The sequence below is a fragment of the Pseudoalteromonas maricaloris genome (genome assembly GCF_024746855.1).
Classification (GTDB): Bacteria; Pseudomonadota; Gammaproteobacteria; order Enterobacterales; family Alteromonadaceae; genus Pseudoalteromonas; species Pseudoalteromonas maricaloris.
Genome location: NZ_CP024625.1, coordinates 3,022,344 through 3,035,918, shown reverse-complemented (window position 1 = coordinate 3,035,918; position 13,575 = coordinate 3,022,344). Strand labels below are relative to the sequence as shown.

The following is a 13,575-nucleotide window of genomic DNA, read 5'->3' as shown; positions in this document are numbered from 1 at the left end:
TTCGAAGCCAATGGCTTGAAAATATTTTTTATGATGCAGTCGGTAATTAGTCATTATTCATAAAATTGGTATATTATTTTTATAACGATAGCCGTAGATGAGCAGTGTTCGTTGGCATGTTTCAAATTGCAAAGTTCAAGTTTATAGAATTATGGAACAGGATGTTGCAACGCCTCATGGTTAAGGACCGACGTATGGCCCGCACTCAAGCTTTGGCGCAACCGAGCTATGAGGAATTGGCGTCGACATTAAGTGCGATGCCGGATTTGATGTTTGAACTGGATGAAGAGGGGCGGCACTGGGACGCCAGAATACTTCGCCCTGAGTTGTTAGTCGCGCCTGCAGAACAATTGATTGGCCATACGGTGACTGAAGTGATGCCAGAGCAAGCCGCTAAAATAGTGATGCAGGCATTACAGGAAGCAAAAGTTAACGGCTATTCACATGGTAGCCATATTCACTTGTCTACACCGGTTGGTGAGCGTTGGTTTGAGGTCTCTATTGCCCGTAAGGTTATGACTGCAAGCGATCATCATGCTGAAACACGTTTTATCGTGTTATCTCGGGATATCAATGATCGTAAGTTGGAGTATCTAGAAGCCGAAAAGTTGGCGTATCATGACCAGTTAACCGAATTACCGAATCGTCATGTTCTCCAGCATGGATTGACGGAGCAACTCCGTGTAGGTCAACAGCTTGGTAGTTACAGCGCAATCTTGTTTTTGGACCTTGACGATTTTAAAAAAGTAAATGACTTGCATGGCCACCATGTGGGGGACCAGCTACTTAAGGCGGTTGCCCAGCGTTTGTGTGCTAGCGTACGCCAAGATGATGTGGTGATCCGTTGGGGAGGTGATGAGTTTGTGATTTTAATCACTCATTTATCTCCACAACAGCCTCAAGCCGAATCTCATGTGGTTGGGATCTGCCAGCAAATAATCAACAAGGTAGATAAACCATATCTCTTTGAAGGCAATAAGCTAAGTTGTCGGATTAGTATCGGCGTCAGTCTATTTAATAACCTCGATATCGAGACTGGGATCCAACAGGCTGATTCCGCTATGTATCAAGCCAAGCAATCTGACAGTGTGCGCTATGCTTTCTACAACAAACCAATTAAGGATGTGGGAACCTAGATAAATTTATCTGGCAATAACAACAACCATAATACACTTCGCGACTTTTCAGCAGTTTGAGGTGGATAATGAAAGTCGGGTTTTATTACCTAAGTTCTCATTGTGCTATGTCTAGTGTGTTATGCAAAATGGTTTCATTCCACGACAAGCCTATAAAGGATGTGGGAACCGAGATAAATTTATCTGGCAATAACAACAACCATAATACACTTCGCGACTTTTCAGCAGTTTGAGGTGGATAATGAAAGTCGGGTTTTATTACCTAAGTTCTCATTGTGCTATGTCTAGTGTGTTATGCAAAATGGTTTCATTCCACGACAAGCCTATAAAGGATGTGGGAACCGAGATAAATTCATCTGACAATAACGACAACCATAATACACTTCGCGACTTTTCAGCAGTTTGAGGTAGAGAATGAAAGTCGGGTTTGATTACGGAAGCTCTCATTGTGCTATGCCGAGTGTGTTATGCAAAATGGTTTCATTCCACGACAAGCCTATAAAGGATGTGGGAACCGAGATAAATTCATCTGACAATAACGACAACCATGATACACTTCGCGACTTTTCAGCAGTTTGAGGTAGAGAATGAAAGTCGGGTTTGATTACGGAAGTTCTAATTGTGCGATGGGTGTCATGCAAAATGGTGAAGTGGACTTACTGCGTCTCGAGCAAGATAAATATTACCTGCCTTCAACTATGTATGCGATGCACAATGCGTTAATTCCTGCATTTGTTAATCGTCATCTCAATGAACCAGATCCTGTCTACACACAGTCTCGCCAAGGGCTGCTAACGGTGGCGCAGCAAGCTAAGCGCGATCTCGATTTAGAAACACATGAAACAGGCGTTTTTTTTGGTCAAGCGGCAATTTCTGAGTATGTTGAATTTCCCGAAGAAGGTTTTTTTGTTAAATCACCCAAGTCCTTCTTTGGGGCGGTTGGGCTTAAACCTCAACAAATCGCCTTCTTTGAAGATATTGCTGCGGCGATGATGGTGGAGATTAAGCGCCGTGCCGAGTCGCAGCTGCAACAGTCCATTACCGACACGGTGATTGGTCGACCTGTTAATTTTCAGTCCGTTGGCGGAGAGGAAAGTAATCAACAAGCGGTTAATATTCTTACTACCGCTGCAAAAAGAGCAGGGTTTAAGGAAGTGGATTTTCTCTTCGAACCGCTCGCAGCGGGGATTGAGTACGAAAGCTGTCTTCAGCAAGATAAACTTGTGCTGGTGGTTGATATTGGCGGTGGTACTAGCGATTGTTCGTTTGTCAGAATGGGGCCGAGCTATCGCAATAACACACGGCGCCAGCAAGACTTTTTAGCGCATACGGGTAAACGTATCGGTGGTAACGATTTAGATATTGCACTTGCTTATCACCAATTAATGCCGTTGTGTGGTCTAGGTTCTAACATGAGTTCAGGTTTGCCGATGCCTAGTCAACTGTATTGGCAGGCATGTAAAATCAATGATATTCAGTCTCAACTAGACTTCTACAGTGATAAATTAGCGCGAGAATTACAAAGCATGTTGCGAGATGTCGCCGAGCCGCAAAAGCTGGCGCGTTTACTTCATATTCAACAGAACAAACTTACCCATCAAGTGGTTCGTGAAGGTGAGCTTGGTAAGATAGCACTCTCTGAGCAAGCAAAGTTTAATGCCAATCTTGGTTTTATTGAGCCACAGTTAACCTCTGAGTTTACGCAGCAAGATTTTGCCGAGTCCATCATGTCGAACTTAGAGCAGATGGGCATGCTTGCAAAAGAAGCCATTCATCAAGCGGGGTCAAAGCCCGATGTAATTTATCTGACTGGCGGTAGCGCGCAATCACCGTTACTCAAGGCAACGCTTGCACAGCAAATTGGTGATATTGAAATGGTGAACGGGGATAACTTTGGTAGTGTTACTGCAGGCTTGACTAAGTGGGCTGATAAAATATTTAAGTAATCGAAGTCAAAATCAGAGAAGCGGTCACAAACCGCTTCCATACTCATCTATTTTATCAATCTAAGCGACTAGCAAGGTACTGCTCATAATCAGGTAAATGTCTTGCGATTGGCTGGCTCATTTTATCGCACGCCATCAGTAAATCTGCCGTTGCTTCATTACAGGCAACGGGAATATTCCAGACAGCAGCGAGTCTCAACAGTGCTTTTACATCCGGATCGTGAGGCTGTGACGCAAGCGGATCCCAAAAGAAAATCAAGACATGAACATCCTGCTCCGCAATCTTGGCACCAATTTGCTGGTCGCCACCCATTGGGCCACTAAATAGCTTTGTTACTTCTAAACCCGTATTCTTTTCTATTAGGTTACCCGTTGTGCCTGTAGCGTAAAGCTTGTGCTGTTTTAGGCTATCTAAGTGGGTCTGACACCACTCAAGTAGGACTGGTTTCATGCCATCGTGTGCAACCAAAGCAATGTGCTTTTTAGCTGGCAGTGGCTGTGAGCGTTTTTGCATGTGTACTGCTCCTATTTTGCGTAACTGTTTAGAGTAATAAGTTGACTGCCAATGCGATAAAAATTAAGCCTGAAATACGATCAATCCACACCGGCGCTGCGGGATGCTGCCTAAAATAGCCAGCGATTTTATCACCACCGTAGATATACATGCAGTCGATGGGAAAAGCTAAAATAGGATACAGTAAGCCAAACATGGCCAGTTGCATCGCTGTCGAAGTCGCCAAGCTACTATCGACAAACTGAGGAATAAATGCAATAAAAAACAGGGCGACTTTGGGATTTAAGACTTCCGTCATCATTGCTTGGAACATCACGTTTTTAGGCTTTTTAGTGCTCACGTGCGGTTTTTCCTCGCAAGCTATCTGCCCCTTCTCAAGCGTCTCTTTGATAGTCATTACACCTAGATAAGCTAAGTAAGCTGCGCCGAGGTATTGCACTGTGGTATAGGCGGTCTCTGAGGCTTTTAGGAGTGCCGATAAGCCAACAACGGCAAAGAGTGTGTGGGTCACTCCTCCTAGCGCAAAGCCTAATGCGCTTTGCATGCCAGCTACGCGGCCATTAGTAAAGGTCTGCGCCATTAAAAACGCATTGGATGGGCCCGGTGCCACGGCAATTAACGTGCTGGCGATTAAAAATGAGAATAAGTATTCAAGATTTAGCATCGTTATTAAATTAGATCTTTACCAATCCATACCACTTTACCGAGAATTTCCAGCTGCTCCAATTCATTCGGCATCACCACTTGTTCACGGTATTCTTTATTATCGCTAATCAAGCGTACTGAGCCATCAAAGTTTTGTTGTAAGCGCTTGGCATAAAGCTCTTCACCAAGGCGGACAACATAGATCAAGCCTTCGCTTAATTTTTTATCCGATAAATCCACTAAAATTGTATTGTTATTGTGAATAGTGGGTTCCATTGAGTCGCCTTTGGCAAACACCACGACCAGTTGTGACTTATCTAGATTTTTAAATTCAATCCACTTTTTTCTAAATGCAAGATAACGTGCAACCTCGGCACTTTGGTTAAATGCACCATAACCCGTACTGACAGAGACATGGTAGCCAGGCACAACAACAAAGTCCTCATTGAAGTCTTCCAAGGTAATACTTTGCTGGATGATTGGTGATTCGGTTTTGCAATCAAGTGGGATCCCGGTAACGAGCCACATCAAATCTACGTTGGCTTGTTTAGCAATGCGTTCAATGACACTGAGTTTTGGGTCTTCCCCTTTTAATATTCTGCGCAGCGTCCCTTCAGATACATCAATTTTTAACGCAAAAGCTCTAATACTGTCTGGCTTGATCGCATATTCTACGCGCTCCGCTAGGCTCATGAGACTTTGTTCCATGCGTTGCCTCTTAAGTAATGATACGTGTGCGTCATTATATGGGCTATTTTTTGCGAAGTAAAATCATTTTTGACGCAAAAAAGATCCATTTTTTCGTTGAAATGCGTAAAAAACGGGTCTATTATCTTCATTAAATTACGCATTGAATGCATTTAGTCAGTGGGTGCGTAAATAAGTGATTTTTCTAAATGTCATATATTTGCGCAATTTTTTAAGGAATGAGTGTGATGTTAATGAGCCAACCTTTAATTTCTGAACGCGCGCCGCTTGGTGCTGCCATACTTAGATTTGCACGTAAAAGTCGCGGTTTTACTCAAGCTGAATCAGCCGCAAGCTATGGTATAGAGGAGCGAACATTAAGGCGCTGGGAGAATAACGAATACAACCCTAAATGGAATGATGTAATTGCTTTGGTTGAAGATGTTTATTTAATGGACATTGTTAATGTTATTGTGGGATTAAGGACATCAAGCGCTGCGTAAAAAATTAAAGCCAGCTTGCGCTGGCTTTGGTCGATAAAATCGCTATGGCTAACATAGCGACTTATATTCTTTTACTCTTCGTCTTCAACAAGCGTCATCAGTGAAGTGTTACCACCAGAAGCTGTGGTATCGATACTGATGGTTTTCTCAGTCACTAGACGATTGATAAGCGTATCGTAGTACTCTGCACTGATCACCGGCAGGATAGCACCTTTGCGCTCTGCAAGTTGCTGTGAGAAGTAACCAAGGCGTGAAGAGCGCGCAGCCACAACAGCACCTGCAAGGTGAGGGTGTGCCAAAATCGCTTGTAGCTGGTTTTGCTTCGCTACTTGGAATACGCCTTCAGCAACGCCAGTTGAGATGAACTTATCTCTAAATGCCAATGCTTCTTCATAGAACAAGTCAGAGGCTACTGTGATCACTGTGTTACCGGCAGCAAGTGCTGTGATAATTGAAATCGCCCAGAAGTTGAACGACGTACTCTTATCGGCATATACCACTACACAACCACGAGCTTCTAAGTGCAGCGTGTTCGATTCACCAGTAGGTCCCGGTAGCGTTGTGTAAGTACGCATACGCTTTTCTAAGCGGTTTAGCTGAGCACGTGCATCAGAAAGCGTTAATGACAAATCATCCGCCAGCTCATCAATGATGTCTACTGTTGCCACTTTTGCAAGTAGCTGACGCACTGCCGAAACACGGTCATTAAGCGCAGTACGACGCCAGATCTTCTCATCACGCTTAGAGTTTTGCATCAGTTTTTCAACTTGCTCAACGGCACCAGGGAAGTGGTGGATCTCTAGCTCATCAGGCGTCAGATCTGTCATTTGTACGTTGTCTGGTGACGCTTTTTCTTTCACAAGGCGAACTAAGTAGTTTGGACCACCTGCTTTAGGACCTGTACCAGAAAGACCACGCCCACCAAATGGTTGCACACCAACGATTGCACCAATCATGTTACGGTTCACGTATACGTTACCCGCGCGAGACATCTTAGCTAGGTATTCGCAGCGCTCTTCAATGCGTGAATGAACGCCCATTGTTAGACCGTAGCCTGTACCATTGATTTGATCGATCACATTATCAAGTTGATCTGCTTTGAAGCGTACAACGTGGACTACCGGACCGAATACTTCACGCTTAAGCACGGATAGATCAGAAATCTCATATAGACGAGGCGCGAAGAAGTAAGCGCCGTTCTCGCTGTTATCAGGGATCTTTGCTTCGAATAGGAGCTTACCGTTCGACTTCATGTAATCAACATGCTTAGTCAAAGTGGTCAGCGCTTTTTCGTCGATTACCGGGCCTACGTCTGTAGATAGTAGCGATGGGTCGCCGATATGTAGCTCTTTAAGCGCACCTTGGATCATTTCAATGATACCGTCAGCAACATCTTCTTGTAAGAACAACACACGAAGTGCTGAACAGCGTTGACCGGCACTTTGGAAACCTGATGAAATAACATCGTCAACCACTTGCTCTGGTAATGCTGTTGAGTCAACGATCATACAGTTTTGACCACCAGTTTCTGCGATCAGAGGAACTTGAATATCGTTACGCTCAGCAAGAATTTGCGAGATAAGCGTACCTGTCTCTGTTGAACCTGTGAACATAACCGCTTGGATACGCTCGTCAGGCACGATGTGTTTACCCACTTCGCTACCGCGTGCGATAACCGGTTGTACTACGTGCTCTGGTAAACCAACAGTATGCATTAATTCGATACAACGCAGGGCAATCATGCTGGTTTGTTCAGCAGGCTTTGCAATAACGGTATTACCCGTCACGATAGCAGCAGCTACCTGACCTAAGAAGATCGCAAGCGGGAAGTTCCACGGGCTGATACATAAAATCACGCCACGAGCTTCAAAACGCTCATCTTTAGAAAGCTCTTCTGCACGCGCTGCATAGTAGCGACAGAAGTCAACGGCTTCACGTACTTCATCGATGCTGTCTTGGGTTACTTTACCTGCTTCTTTAATACAGATAGCAACAAGTTCATCATGGTGACGCTCAAGGATGTCAGCAGTGCGGCGTAGTAAGTTTGCACGCTCTTCAACTGAGGTTTGAGACCAACTTTCAAAAGCCGCATCAGCATTGGCAAGCACGCTTTGCATGTGTGCTTCATCGTGTAAAGGCACAGATCCAATCACTTGTTTGTGGTTCGCAGGGTTACGAACAGCAAGGTGACCTTCTGGTACTTGGCTTTCATCGATTAGGTGTTCGTTAAACCAGTTGTCTAGGCTTTCTTTAAACGGTGTTAAATCGTTGATGTCCGTAAGGTCTTTACCTTTTGAGTTTGGACGCTCATCGCCATAAAGCTCGATAGGTAGTTTAATCTGCGTATTGTAACGGTTACGTAGGCCTTGCAGTGTTTCTACAGGATCTGGAAGTAGTGACTCAACAGGCTTAGTGGTATCAACAATTGCGTTTACGAATGATGAGTTTGCACCATTTTCAAGTAGACGGCGTACCAGATAAGCAAGTAGGTCTTCGTGCTGACCAACTGGAGCATACACACGACACTGAATTCCTTCGTTTTCAACGATTTGGTCGTAAAGTGACTCACCCATACCGTGTAGGCGTTGGAACTCGAACCCTTTGTTATCGCCTTTGGCCACTTCTAGAATGGTTGCTGCGGTGTAAGCATTATGCGTCGCAAATTGCGGGAATAGTACATCGCGTGCTTCAAGGAGCTTAATAGCACACGCTTTATAAGAAACGTCAGTCGTTGCTTTACGAGTGAACACAGGGAAGTGCTCAAGACCATCTTGTTGAGTGGTTTTGATTTCTGTATCCCAGTAAGCACCTTTAACTAGACGCACCATCAGTTTACGGCCTACGCGGCGAGCAAGTTCAGCTACCCATTCCACAACGAAAATGGCACGTTTTTGATATGCTTGTACTGCAAGACCAAAACCATTCCAGTCGCCAAGTGCGTCGTCTGAGAATACCGCTTCGATGACATCTAGTGAGATATCTAAACGATCCGCTTCTTCCGCATCAACCGTGAAACCGATATCGTATTCTTTCGCAGCAATCGCAAGTTCTTTTAGCTTAGGTACAAGCTCGTCCATCACGCGGTCACGATGTGTGAATTCGTAGCGCGGGTGGATAGCAGAAAGCTTCACTGAAATACCTGGGCTCTTAATTGGGCCACGGCCTTTCGCAGCTTTACCAATCGCGTGGATAGCAGTCATATAGCTTTGGAAGTAACGATCTGCATCTTTCATCGTACGCGCGCCTTCACCTAGCATGTCGTACGAATATACATAACCTTTTTGTTCTTTATCAGCGGCGCGATCGATAGCATCTTGAATGGTTTCACCCATTACAAACTGCTTACCCATGATCTTCATTGCATAGTTAACGGATTTACGGATAACTGGCTCACCAAGACGACCAATTGTACGCTTTAGTACGCCAAATTGTTCTTCTTTATTCTTGTCTGAATAGTTAACCATTTTACCGGTAACGAGTAGACCCCAGCTTGAAGCGTTAACAAATAACGAGTCGCTGCTGCCTAAGTGTGAACTCCAGTCGCCTTTTGCGAGCTTATCGCGGATCAGGCTTTCTTGTGTTGCTTTGTCTGGTACACGAAGTAAAGCTTCGGCCAAACACATCAGTACCACGCCTTCTTCGGTAGAAAGAGAGAATTCATTTAAAAGCGCGTCTACACCGTTTTGACCATCTTGATCTCTACGAATGTTTAATACCATTTGACGTGCACGTTCCCATGCTCGGCTTCGAGCTGTAACGCCTACCTCAGCTAAAGGTAAAATATGATCAATTACTGCGTTCTCATCGATGCGGTAAAAATCACGGATCTTTTGTCGGATAGGACAGTTAGTTGTCAAATCGCCGTTATAAAGCATAAGCAACCCTCAAAAATTGGAGTCAAAAATACATGTAATTCGCGCCTGCCTATGGAATCACACACCTTAATGTGCAGATTACAAAACTACATCTGAACTGATGCCAAACTAAGCAACCAAAGGTTGAAAGTGTAGTTTAATTTGTATAGGAAGCCTCAATTACGACAAAATGATGCAGTCACATTGCTAACCATAACACACCCATTTGGGGGTTCAAATTTTAGCCAGAATGCATTATCTAAATGTTCGAACAAAGCCGCGTTAAAGACTGAAATAAGCCGCTTTGCCCTTTATCGTTAATTTCGCGGGCATTCTATCGAAAAGACAGCAGAATATGCTGTTTTATTTTTAAGGAATACGGTAAATTTGCGGGTAATCTCAAACCCTCACAAAATTTTATGCTGATATGACGACTTCCATTAAAACTCGGGTATTAGATCGCATCGATTTAGCAATCTTAGACGCGCTCCAGCGCAATGGTCGGATCTCTAATGTAAACTTGGCGAAAGAGGTAAACTTGAGTCCGAGTCCTTGTCTCGATCGAGTAAAAAAACTCGAGTCGGAGGGGTATATCGAAGGATATACGGCAAGATTAAATGCCGCAAAACTTGGCCAGCATTTGGTTGCGCATGTGGAAATCACCTTAAAAAGCTCGACCGAAGCGGTATTTGAGGTGTTTAAACAGCATATTGTAAAAATCCCCAACGTCGTTTCTTGTGATATGGTAGCTGGCGGCTTTGATTATTTAGTTAAGATCCGAGTCCAGGATATGCGTCAATATCGTGAGGTATTAGGTCAAATTGTTGAAATACCTGGAGTTGGTACAAACCATACCTATATGGTGATAGAACACGTCAAAGAAGACATGGGTGTAGAAGTACTGAACTATCAGTAACTGTTGGCCCAATTTAAGGAATAATAGATGCAAAAAGTGGTACTTATCACCGGTGCGAGCCGTGGGATTGGTGCGGCAACGGCTCAACTGCTGGGACAACAAGGGTTTACAGTTGTTATAAATTACAAGCAGAATGTGCAAGCCGCAGAAACGGTTGCTGATACCATCCTAAGTAATAATGGTAAAGCGCATTTGTTACAAGCAGATGTCACAGATGAAAAATCTGTAGAGGCAATGTTTGACAAGATAAAGACCGATATTGGCATAGTTACGCATCTGGTTAATAACGCGGGGGTGCTGAACACGCAGACTCGAGTTGAACACATGACCGCAGCGCGTATCAACAATATGCTTACTAATAATGTTACGCCGTATTTCATTTGTGCTCGCGAAGCAATTAAACACATGCGTTTAAGTGCCAATCCAGCACAGTGCGCCATGGTAAACGTATCGTCGGCAGCTTCTTATTTAGGTGGGGCTAATGAGTATGTTGACTATGCGGCTGCAAAAGGTGCAATAGACAGCTTCACTAGAGGCTTATCTCTGGAATTAGCCGCTGAGCAGATCCGCGTGAACTGCGTGAGACCGGGCTGCATTTATACCGATATCCACGGCGACGGTGGCGAACCAAACCGAGTTGATCGCCTAGCCGATTTTTTACCGCTGAAGCGAGGTGGAACCGCGATTGAGGTTGCCAATGCCATCGCTTGGCTTTTAAGTAACGAAGCAAGCTTTGTTACAGGAACTTTTATTGATTTAGCTGGAGGGAAATAGCAATTTATGAAAAATAAAATTGTTTATGTCTCAGGAACATTTGATCTATTTCACAGTAATCATTTAAAAATGATTAGTTATGGCCGAGGTTTAGGGGACACGTTGATCGTTGGTGTAAGTACCGATGAACTTGTTTGTTCTTATAAAAAGCCACCGGCAGTGCCATTTGAAGAGCGTTTAGCGATTATCGAAGGGTTAAGAGATCCAGATCTTGCTATTCCACAACGTACTTTAGATCATCGTGAAACGGTGAAAAATCTAAATATTGATGTGTTCGTGATTGGCGATGATTGGAAGGGAAAATATGATTATCTGAAAGAGCTTGGAGTTCAGGTATTTTACTTTCCTTATGGTGCTGGCGTTAGCTCTAGTAACTTAAAGCAAAAAATCTACGATCAGTATAAAAAGCTAATAGAGCAAAGCGACAATCATCCAATCCCAGAGCCACAGAAATGAAAGTGTTAATAACGGGCGGACAGGGGGGTCTTGCCGCTTATTTAAGCGATGAATTGAAGCGCTTAGGACACGAAGTAGAAGCACCATCACGCGCGCAGCTTGATGTCTCTAAACCAGCTGGAGTTGAGCGTTTTTTTGACGACAAATCTTATGACTGTGTAATCAATGCGGCAGGAACGCTTTACTCAAGTTTAGTGGCAGACTCAGACCCAAATCTTTGGATCCGTGACATCGAAGTAAACCTAATCGGCACTTATTTAATTTCTCGTGCTGCAATTAAAGCAAACAAAGCGGTGCATTTGATCAATGTGGCGTCGACGGCGGCATTTAACAGTTACAAAGATTGGACGTCTTATTGTGCGGCGAAAGCGGGCGTGGTGACCTTATCTAAAGGTCTTCACAAAGATGGCTACAAAATAACGGTACTGTGTCCTGGGGCAATAGATACTAAGCTGCGCGATGGTCTTACTATCAATAATCCCAATGTGATGAGCATACCACAAGGCGCTGCGCCAATCTTAGAGGCTGTAACTACACCACAGCACATCGGTAAGCTGCTTTTTTATCGCCTGAATGAAAGTCGTAGCGAGTCGCTTGATTAAACTGGTTTGCTAATATTCATTGGCATAATGCGCTTGAGCTAGGTTCTCAATACGATTGCGCAAGGTCGGTGCAAGCAGTTTGTAATAGTATGTGGTGGCATGGAAGTCACCGCGCGCATCACTGACAAAATGAGGGATTTGCCCAGCAACTTTAAAGCCCAAACTCTGATATAGGATTTCTGCGTCCGAATCCGATTGTGTATCAAGGACGAGTAACGATATCTGCTGCCGTGTAGATTCTTGCTCTATGGCTTGCATCAGCTTTGTTGCCACGCCTTTTCGTCGGCTGTTTGGATGCACCAATAGTTTTTCCACTTCTGCCCGGTGCTGAGCATTATCTTTTGTTGCTGGTGAGAGTTGCACACAACCTGCCATTACGCCATTAAGTTCAGCGATAATAAGCGTCTTTTGCGACTTGATCACAGCATCGAATACCTGCCACCAGTAGTTTTGTATTGCTCTGCTAGAGGATGAGGGCAAAAAGCCGATAGAGGCGCCAAGATTAATACAGGCTTGCGTCAGTGCGCTGAGCTGTTTTACCCAAAGCTGACAATCTAAGCGATTGTATTTCAAGCTAGGCGCCTGAATAATGCGAAGCTGCATAGCGCTATTAGACAAATTGTTCATGCAGTTCCTTATTTATCCGTGCCAGACTTTGTTCAAGCCTTGCCTTTTCATGCATTAATTTTTGCCATCGAGTTTGCTGTTTCTCTTTGGAGCGTCGCAGTGCTTCGTAAAGTGCTCGCTGCGGCACATGATAGGCTTTTGCTGCTTGTGATGGGGTGAGCATATCGTTCATTACTGCGTGGACCGCAGTGTCTAGTTTGCCAAGTGTCATTGTGCTTTCTCCTTAACATCTACTGGGTTTGTTGCTGTATCGTGCACAGGCCAGATACTCACATCCAAATGCCAAAGTAAGTACATCGTTTGATATAAAGTGTACATAATTACGCTCCTTTCTTTGTCGTGTTAGTTGATAAGGAAAAACTGTGCCATAAATTAAAATTATTTAATATCAATAAGATGTGGTTTTTGTTGGTCTGTAAATATGTTCACATTGCACTGCTTTAGTGAGGTGAGTGCAGCATTTGCACCGAATTGAACAGAATTAGCGCGAGAGTGCTTAAAAGTTAATTTGGATCAAATTAAAGTGAATAAAGTAAATAAAATGTTTATTTTTAATATTTGGATAGTAGGCTTTGTGCGACTTTATTGAAGGAGCATTTTTTCATGTCTGAATTATCCAGAACCCAAGATATTACAGACCCTGAGGGGTTACAGTTCCAAATTCAAATTGACGACATTGCGGTTAACGCATGCGATGGTGAAACCGTGTTGTCTGTATTGCTTGCGGCGAACTACAAGCAAATCATGGAAAGCGATCGAGAAGCCGTATCCGGTGCTTATTGTGGTATGGGCGTTTGTCATTGTTGCCAGGTAACAATAAACAAACAACATAAACAAAAGGCTTGCCAAACCTTAGTACAACCCAATATGCAGGTTGAAACTAAACAAAATCGTTTCAAGCAGGTTGGAGTATAG

Annotated in this window: 14 protein-coding genes; 8 read left to right on the top strand and 6 right to left on the bottom strand. The window is 43.9% G+C overall.

Going from position 1 to position 13,575, the window contains the following annotated elements:
* Window positions 1-194: 194 nt before the first annotated feature.
* Window positions 195-1,136 carry a sensor domain-containing diguanylate cyclase gene (locus CTT31_RS13410; protein WP_226899294.1) on the top strand — a complete coding sequence of 314 codons (942 nt, stop codon included), beginning with the start codon at window positions 195-197 and terminating at the stop codon, window positions 1,134-1,136.
* A gap of 587 nt (window positions 1,137-1,723) precedes the next feature.
* Window positions 1,724-3,082 carry a molecular chaperone gene (gene yegD, locus CTT31_RS13405; RefSeq protein ID WP_211858300.1) on the top strand — a complete coding sequence of 453 codons (1,359 nt, stop codon included), beginning with the start codon at window positions 1,724-1,726 and terminating at the stop codon, window positions 3,080-3,082.
* A 55-nt stretch (window positions 3,083-3,137) separates the two neighbouring features.
* Here the strand turns inward: yegD and CTT31_RS13400 are convergent, their stop codons facing one another.
* From CTT31_RS13400 to CTT31_RS13390, 3 genes are read right to left on the bottom strand one after another with little or no spacing between them, the layout of a single operon-like run.
* The gene (locus CTT31_RS13400; protein WP_211858298.1) at window positions 3,138-3,596 is read right to left on the bottom strand and encodes a methylglyoxal synthase; all 459 of its coding nucleotides are present in this window, start codon (window positions 3,594-3,596) and stop codon (window positions 3,138-3,140) included.
* A 28-nt stretch (window positions 3,597-3,624) separates the two neighbouring features.
* On the bottom strand, window positions 3,625-4,260 hold the full coding sequence (locus tag CTT31_RS13395) for a LysE family translocator (RefSeq protein ID WP_211858296.1): 636 nt from the start codon (window positions 4,258-4,260) through the stop codon (window positions 3,625-3,627).
* Between the two features lie 5 nt (window positions 4,261-4,265).
* Window positions 4,266-4,949 (bottom strand): XRE family transcriptional regulator, encoded by a 684-nt coding sequence (locus CTT31_RS13390; protein ID WP_010371973.1) that lies wholly within the window; start codon window positions 4,947-4,949, stop codon window positions 4,266-4,268.
* A gap of 227 nt (window positions 4,950-5,176) precedes the next feature.
* Between CTT31_RS13390 and CTT31_RS13385 the strand changes: the two genes are divergently transcribed.
* On the top strand, window positions 5,177-5,431 hold the full coding sequence (locus tag CTT31_RS13385) for a helix-turn-helix domain-containing protein (RefSeq protein ID WP_010371972.1): 255 nt from the start codon (window positions 5,177-5,179) through the stop codon (window positions 5,429-5,431).
* A 71-nt stretch (window positions 5,432-5,502) separates the two neighbouring features.
* On the opposite strand, the gene putA is transcribed toward CTT31_RS13385, so the two are convergent.
* Entirely contained in the window at window positions 5,503-9,306 is a 3,804-nt protein-coding gene (gene putA, locus CTT31_RS13380; RefSeq protein ID WP_211858294.1) for a bifunctional proline dehydrogenase/L-glutamate gamma-semialdehyde dehydrogenase PutA, read from the bottom strand.
* A gap of 406 nt (window positions 9,307-9,712) precedes the next feature.
* Here putA and CTT31_RS13375 point away from each other — a divergent pair, with 406 nt between their 5' ends.
* The 4 genes from CTT31_RS13375 to CTT31_RS13360 are packed head-to-tail and all read left to right on the top strand — an operon-like array spanning window position 9,713 to window position 12,033.
* Entirely contained in the window at window positions 9,713-10,201 is a 489-nt protein-coding gene (locus CTT31_RS13375; RefSeq protein ID WP_010371968.1) for a winged helix-turn-helix transcriptional regulator, read from the top strand.
* 27 nt (window positions 10,202-10,228) lie between these two features.
* A complete protein-coding gene (locus CTT31_RS13370; protein WP_211858292.1) occupies window positions 10,229-10,975 on the top strand; it encodes an SDR family oxidoreductase in 747 nt (248 codons plus the stop codon).
* A 6-nt stretch (window positions 10,976-10,981) separates the two neighbouring features.
* Window positions 10,982-11,431 (top strand): FAD synthase family protein, encoded by a 450-nt coding sequence (locus CTT31_RS13365; RefSeq protein WP_010371961.1) that lies wholly within the window; start codon window positions 10,982-10,984, stop codon window positions 11,429-11,431.
* On the top strand, window positions 11,428-12,033 hold the full coding sequence (locus CTT31_RS13360) for an SDR family NAD(P)-dependent oxidoreductase (RefSeq protein WP_211858290.1): 606 nt from the start codon (window positions 11,428-11,430) through the stop codon (window positions 12,031-12,033). Before CTT31_RS13365 ends, CTT31_RS13360 begins: the two co-directional genes overlap by 4 nt.
* Before the next feature lie 9 nt (window positions 12,034-12,042).
* Here the strand turns inward: CTT31_RS13360 and CTT31_RS13355 are convergent, their stop codons facing one another.
* Window positions 12,043-12,660, bottom strand: coding sequence for a GNAT family N-acetyltransferase (locus tag CTT31_RS13355; RefSeq protein WP_211858288.1), 618 nt, complete (start codon window positions 12,658-12,660; stop codon window positions 12,043-12,045).
* The gene (locus CTT31_RS13350) at window positions 12,644-12,871 is read right to left on the bottom strand and encodes a helix-turn-helix domain-containing protein (protein WP_211858286.1); all 228 of its coding nucleotides are present in this window, start codon (window positions 12,869-12,871) and stop codon (window positions 12,644-12,646) included. The genes CTT31_RS13355 and CTT31_RS13350 overlap by 17 nt, the downstream gene beginning before the upstream one ends.
* A 392-nt stretch (window positions 12,872-13,263) precedes the next feature.
* Here CTT31_RS13350 and CTT31_RS13345 point away from each other — a divergent pair, with 392 nt between their 5' ends.
* Window positions 13,264-13,575 carry a 2Fe-2S iron-sulfur cluster-binding protein gene (locus tag CTT31_RS13345; RefSeq protein WP_010371949.1) on the top strand — a complete coding sequence of 104 codons (312 nt, stop codon included), beginning with the start codon at window positions 13,264-13,266 and terminating at the stop codon, window positions 13,573-13,575.

Bases quoted from the DNA above. Each gene is read 5' to 3' on its own strand.
- CTT31_RS13410 (WP_226899294.1), top strand. From the start codon at position 195: ATGGCCCGCACTCAAGCTTTGGCGCAACCGAGCTATGAGGAATTGGCG.
- yegD (WP_211858300.1), top strand. From the start codon at position 1,724: ATGAAAGTCGGGTTTGATTACGGAAGTTCTAATTGTGCGATGGGTGTC.
- CTT31_RS13400 (WP_211858298.1), bottom strand. From the start codon at position 3,596: ATGCAAAAACGCTCACAGCCACTGCCAGCTAAAAAGCACATTGCTTTG.
- CTT31_RS13395 (WP_211858296.1), bottom strand. From the start codon at position 4,260: ATGCTAAATCTTGAATACTTATTCTCATTTTTAATCGCCAGCACGTTA.
- CTT31_RS13390 (WP_010371973.1), bottom strand. From the start codon at position 4,949: ATGGAACAAAGTCTCATGAGCCTAGCGGAGCGCGTAGAATATGCGATC.
- CTT31_RS13385 (WP_010371972.1), top strand. From the start codon at position 5,177: ATGTTAATGAGCCAACCTTTAATTTCTGAACGCGCGCCGCTTGGTGCT.
- putA (WP_211858294.1), bottom strand. From the start codon at position 9,306: ATGCTTTATAACGGCGATTTGACAACTAACTGTCCTATCCGACAAAAG.
- CTT31_RS13375 (WP_010371968.1), top strand. From the start codon at position 9,713: ATGACGACTTCCATTAAAACTCGGGTATTAGATCGCATCGATTTAGCA.
- CTT31_RS13370 (WP_211858292.1), top strand. From the start codon at position 10,229: ATGCAAAAAGTGGTACTTATCACCGGTGCGAGCCGTGGGATTGGTGCG.
- CTT31_RS13365 (WP_010371961.1), top strand. From the start codon at position 10,982: ATGAAAAATAAAATTGTTTATGTCTCAGGAACATTTGATCTATTTCAC.
- CTT31_RS13360 (WP_211858290.1), top strand. From the start codon at position 11,428: ATGAAAGTGTTAATAACGGGCGGACAGGGGGGTCTTGCCGCTTATTTA.
- CTT31_RS13355 (WP_211858288.1), bottom strand. From the start codon at position 12,660: ATGAACAATTTGTCTAATAGCGCTATGCAGCTTCGCATTATTCAGGCG.
- CTT31_RS13350 (WP_211858286.1), bottom strand. From the start codon at position 12,871: ATGACACTTGGCAAACTAGACACTGCGGTCCACGCAGTAATGAACGAT.
- CTT31_RS13345 (WP_010371949.1), top strand. From the start codon at position 13,264: ATGTCTGAATTATCCAGAACCCAAGATATTACAGACCCTGAGGGGTTA.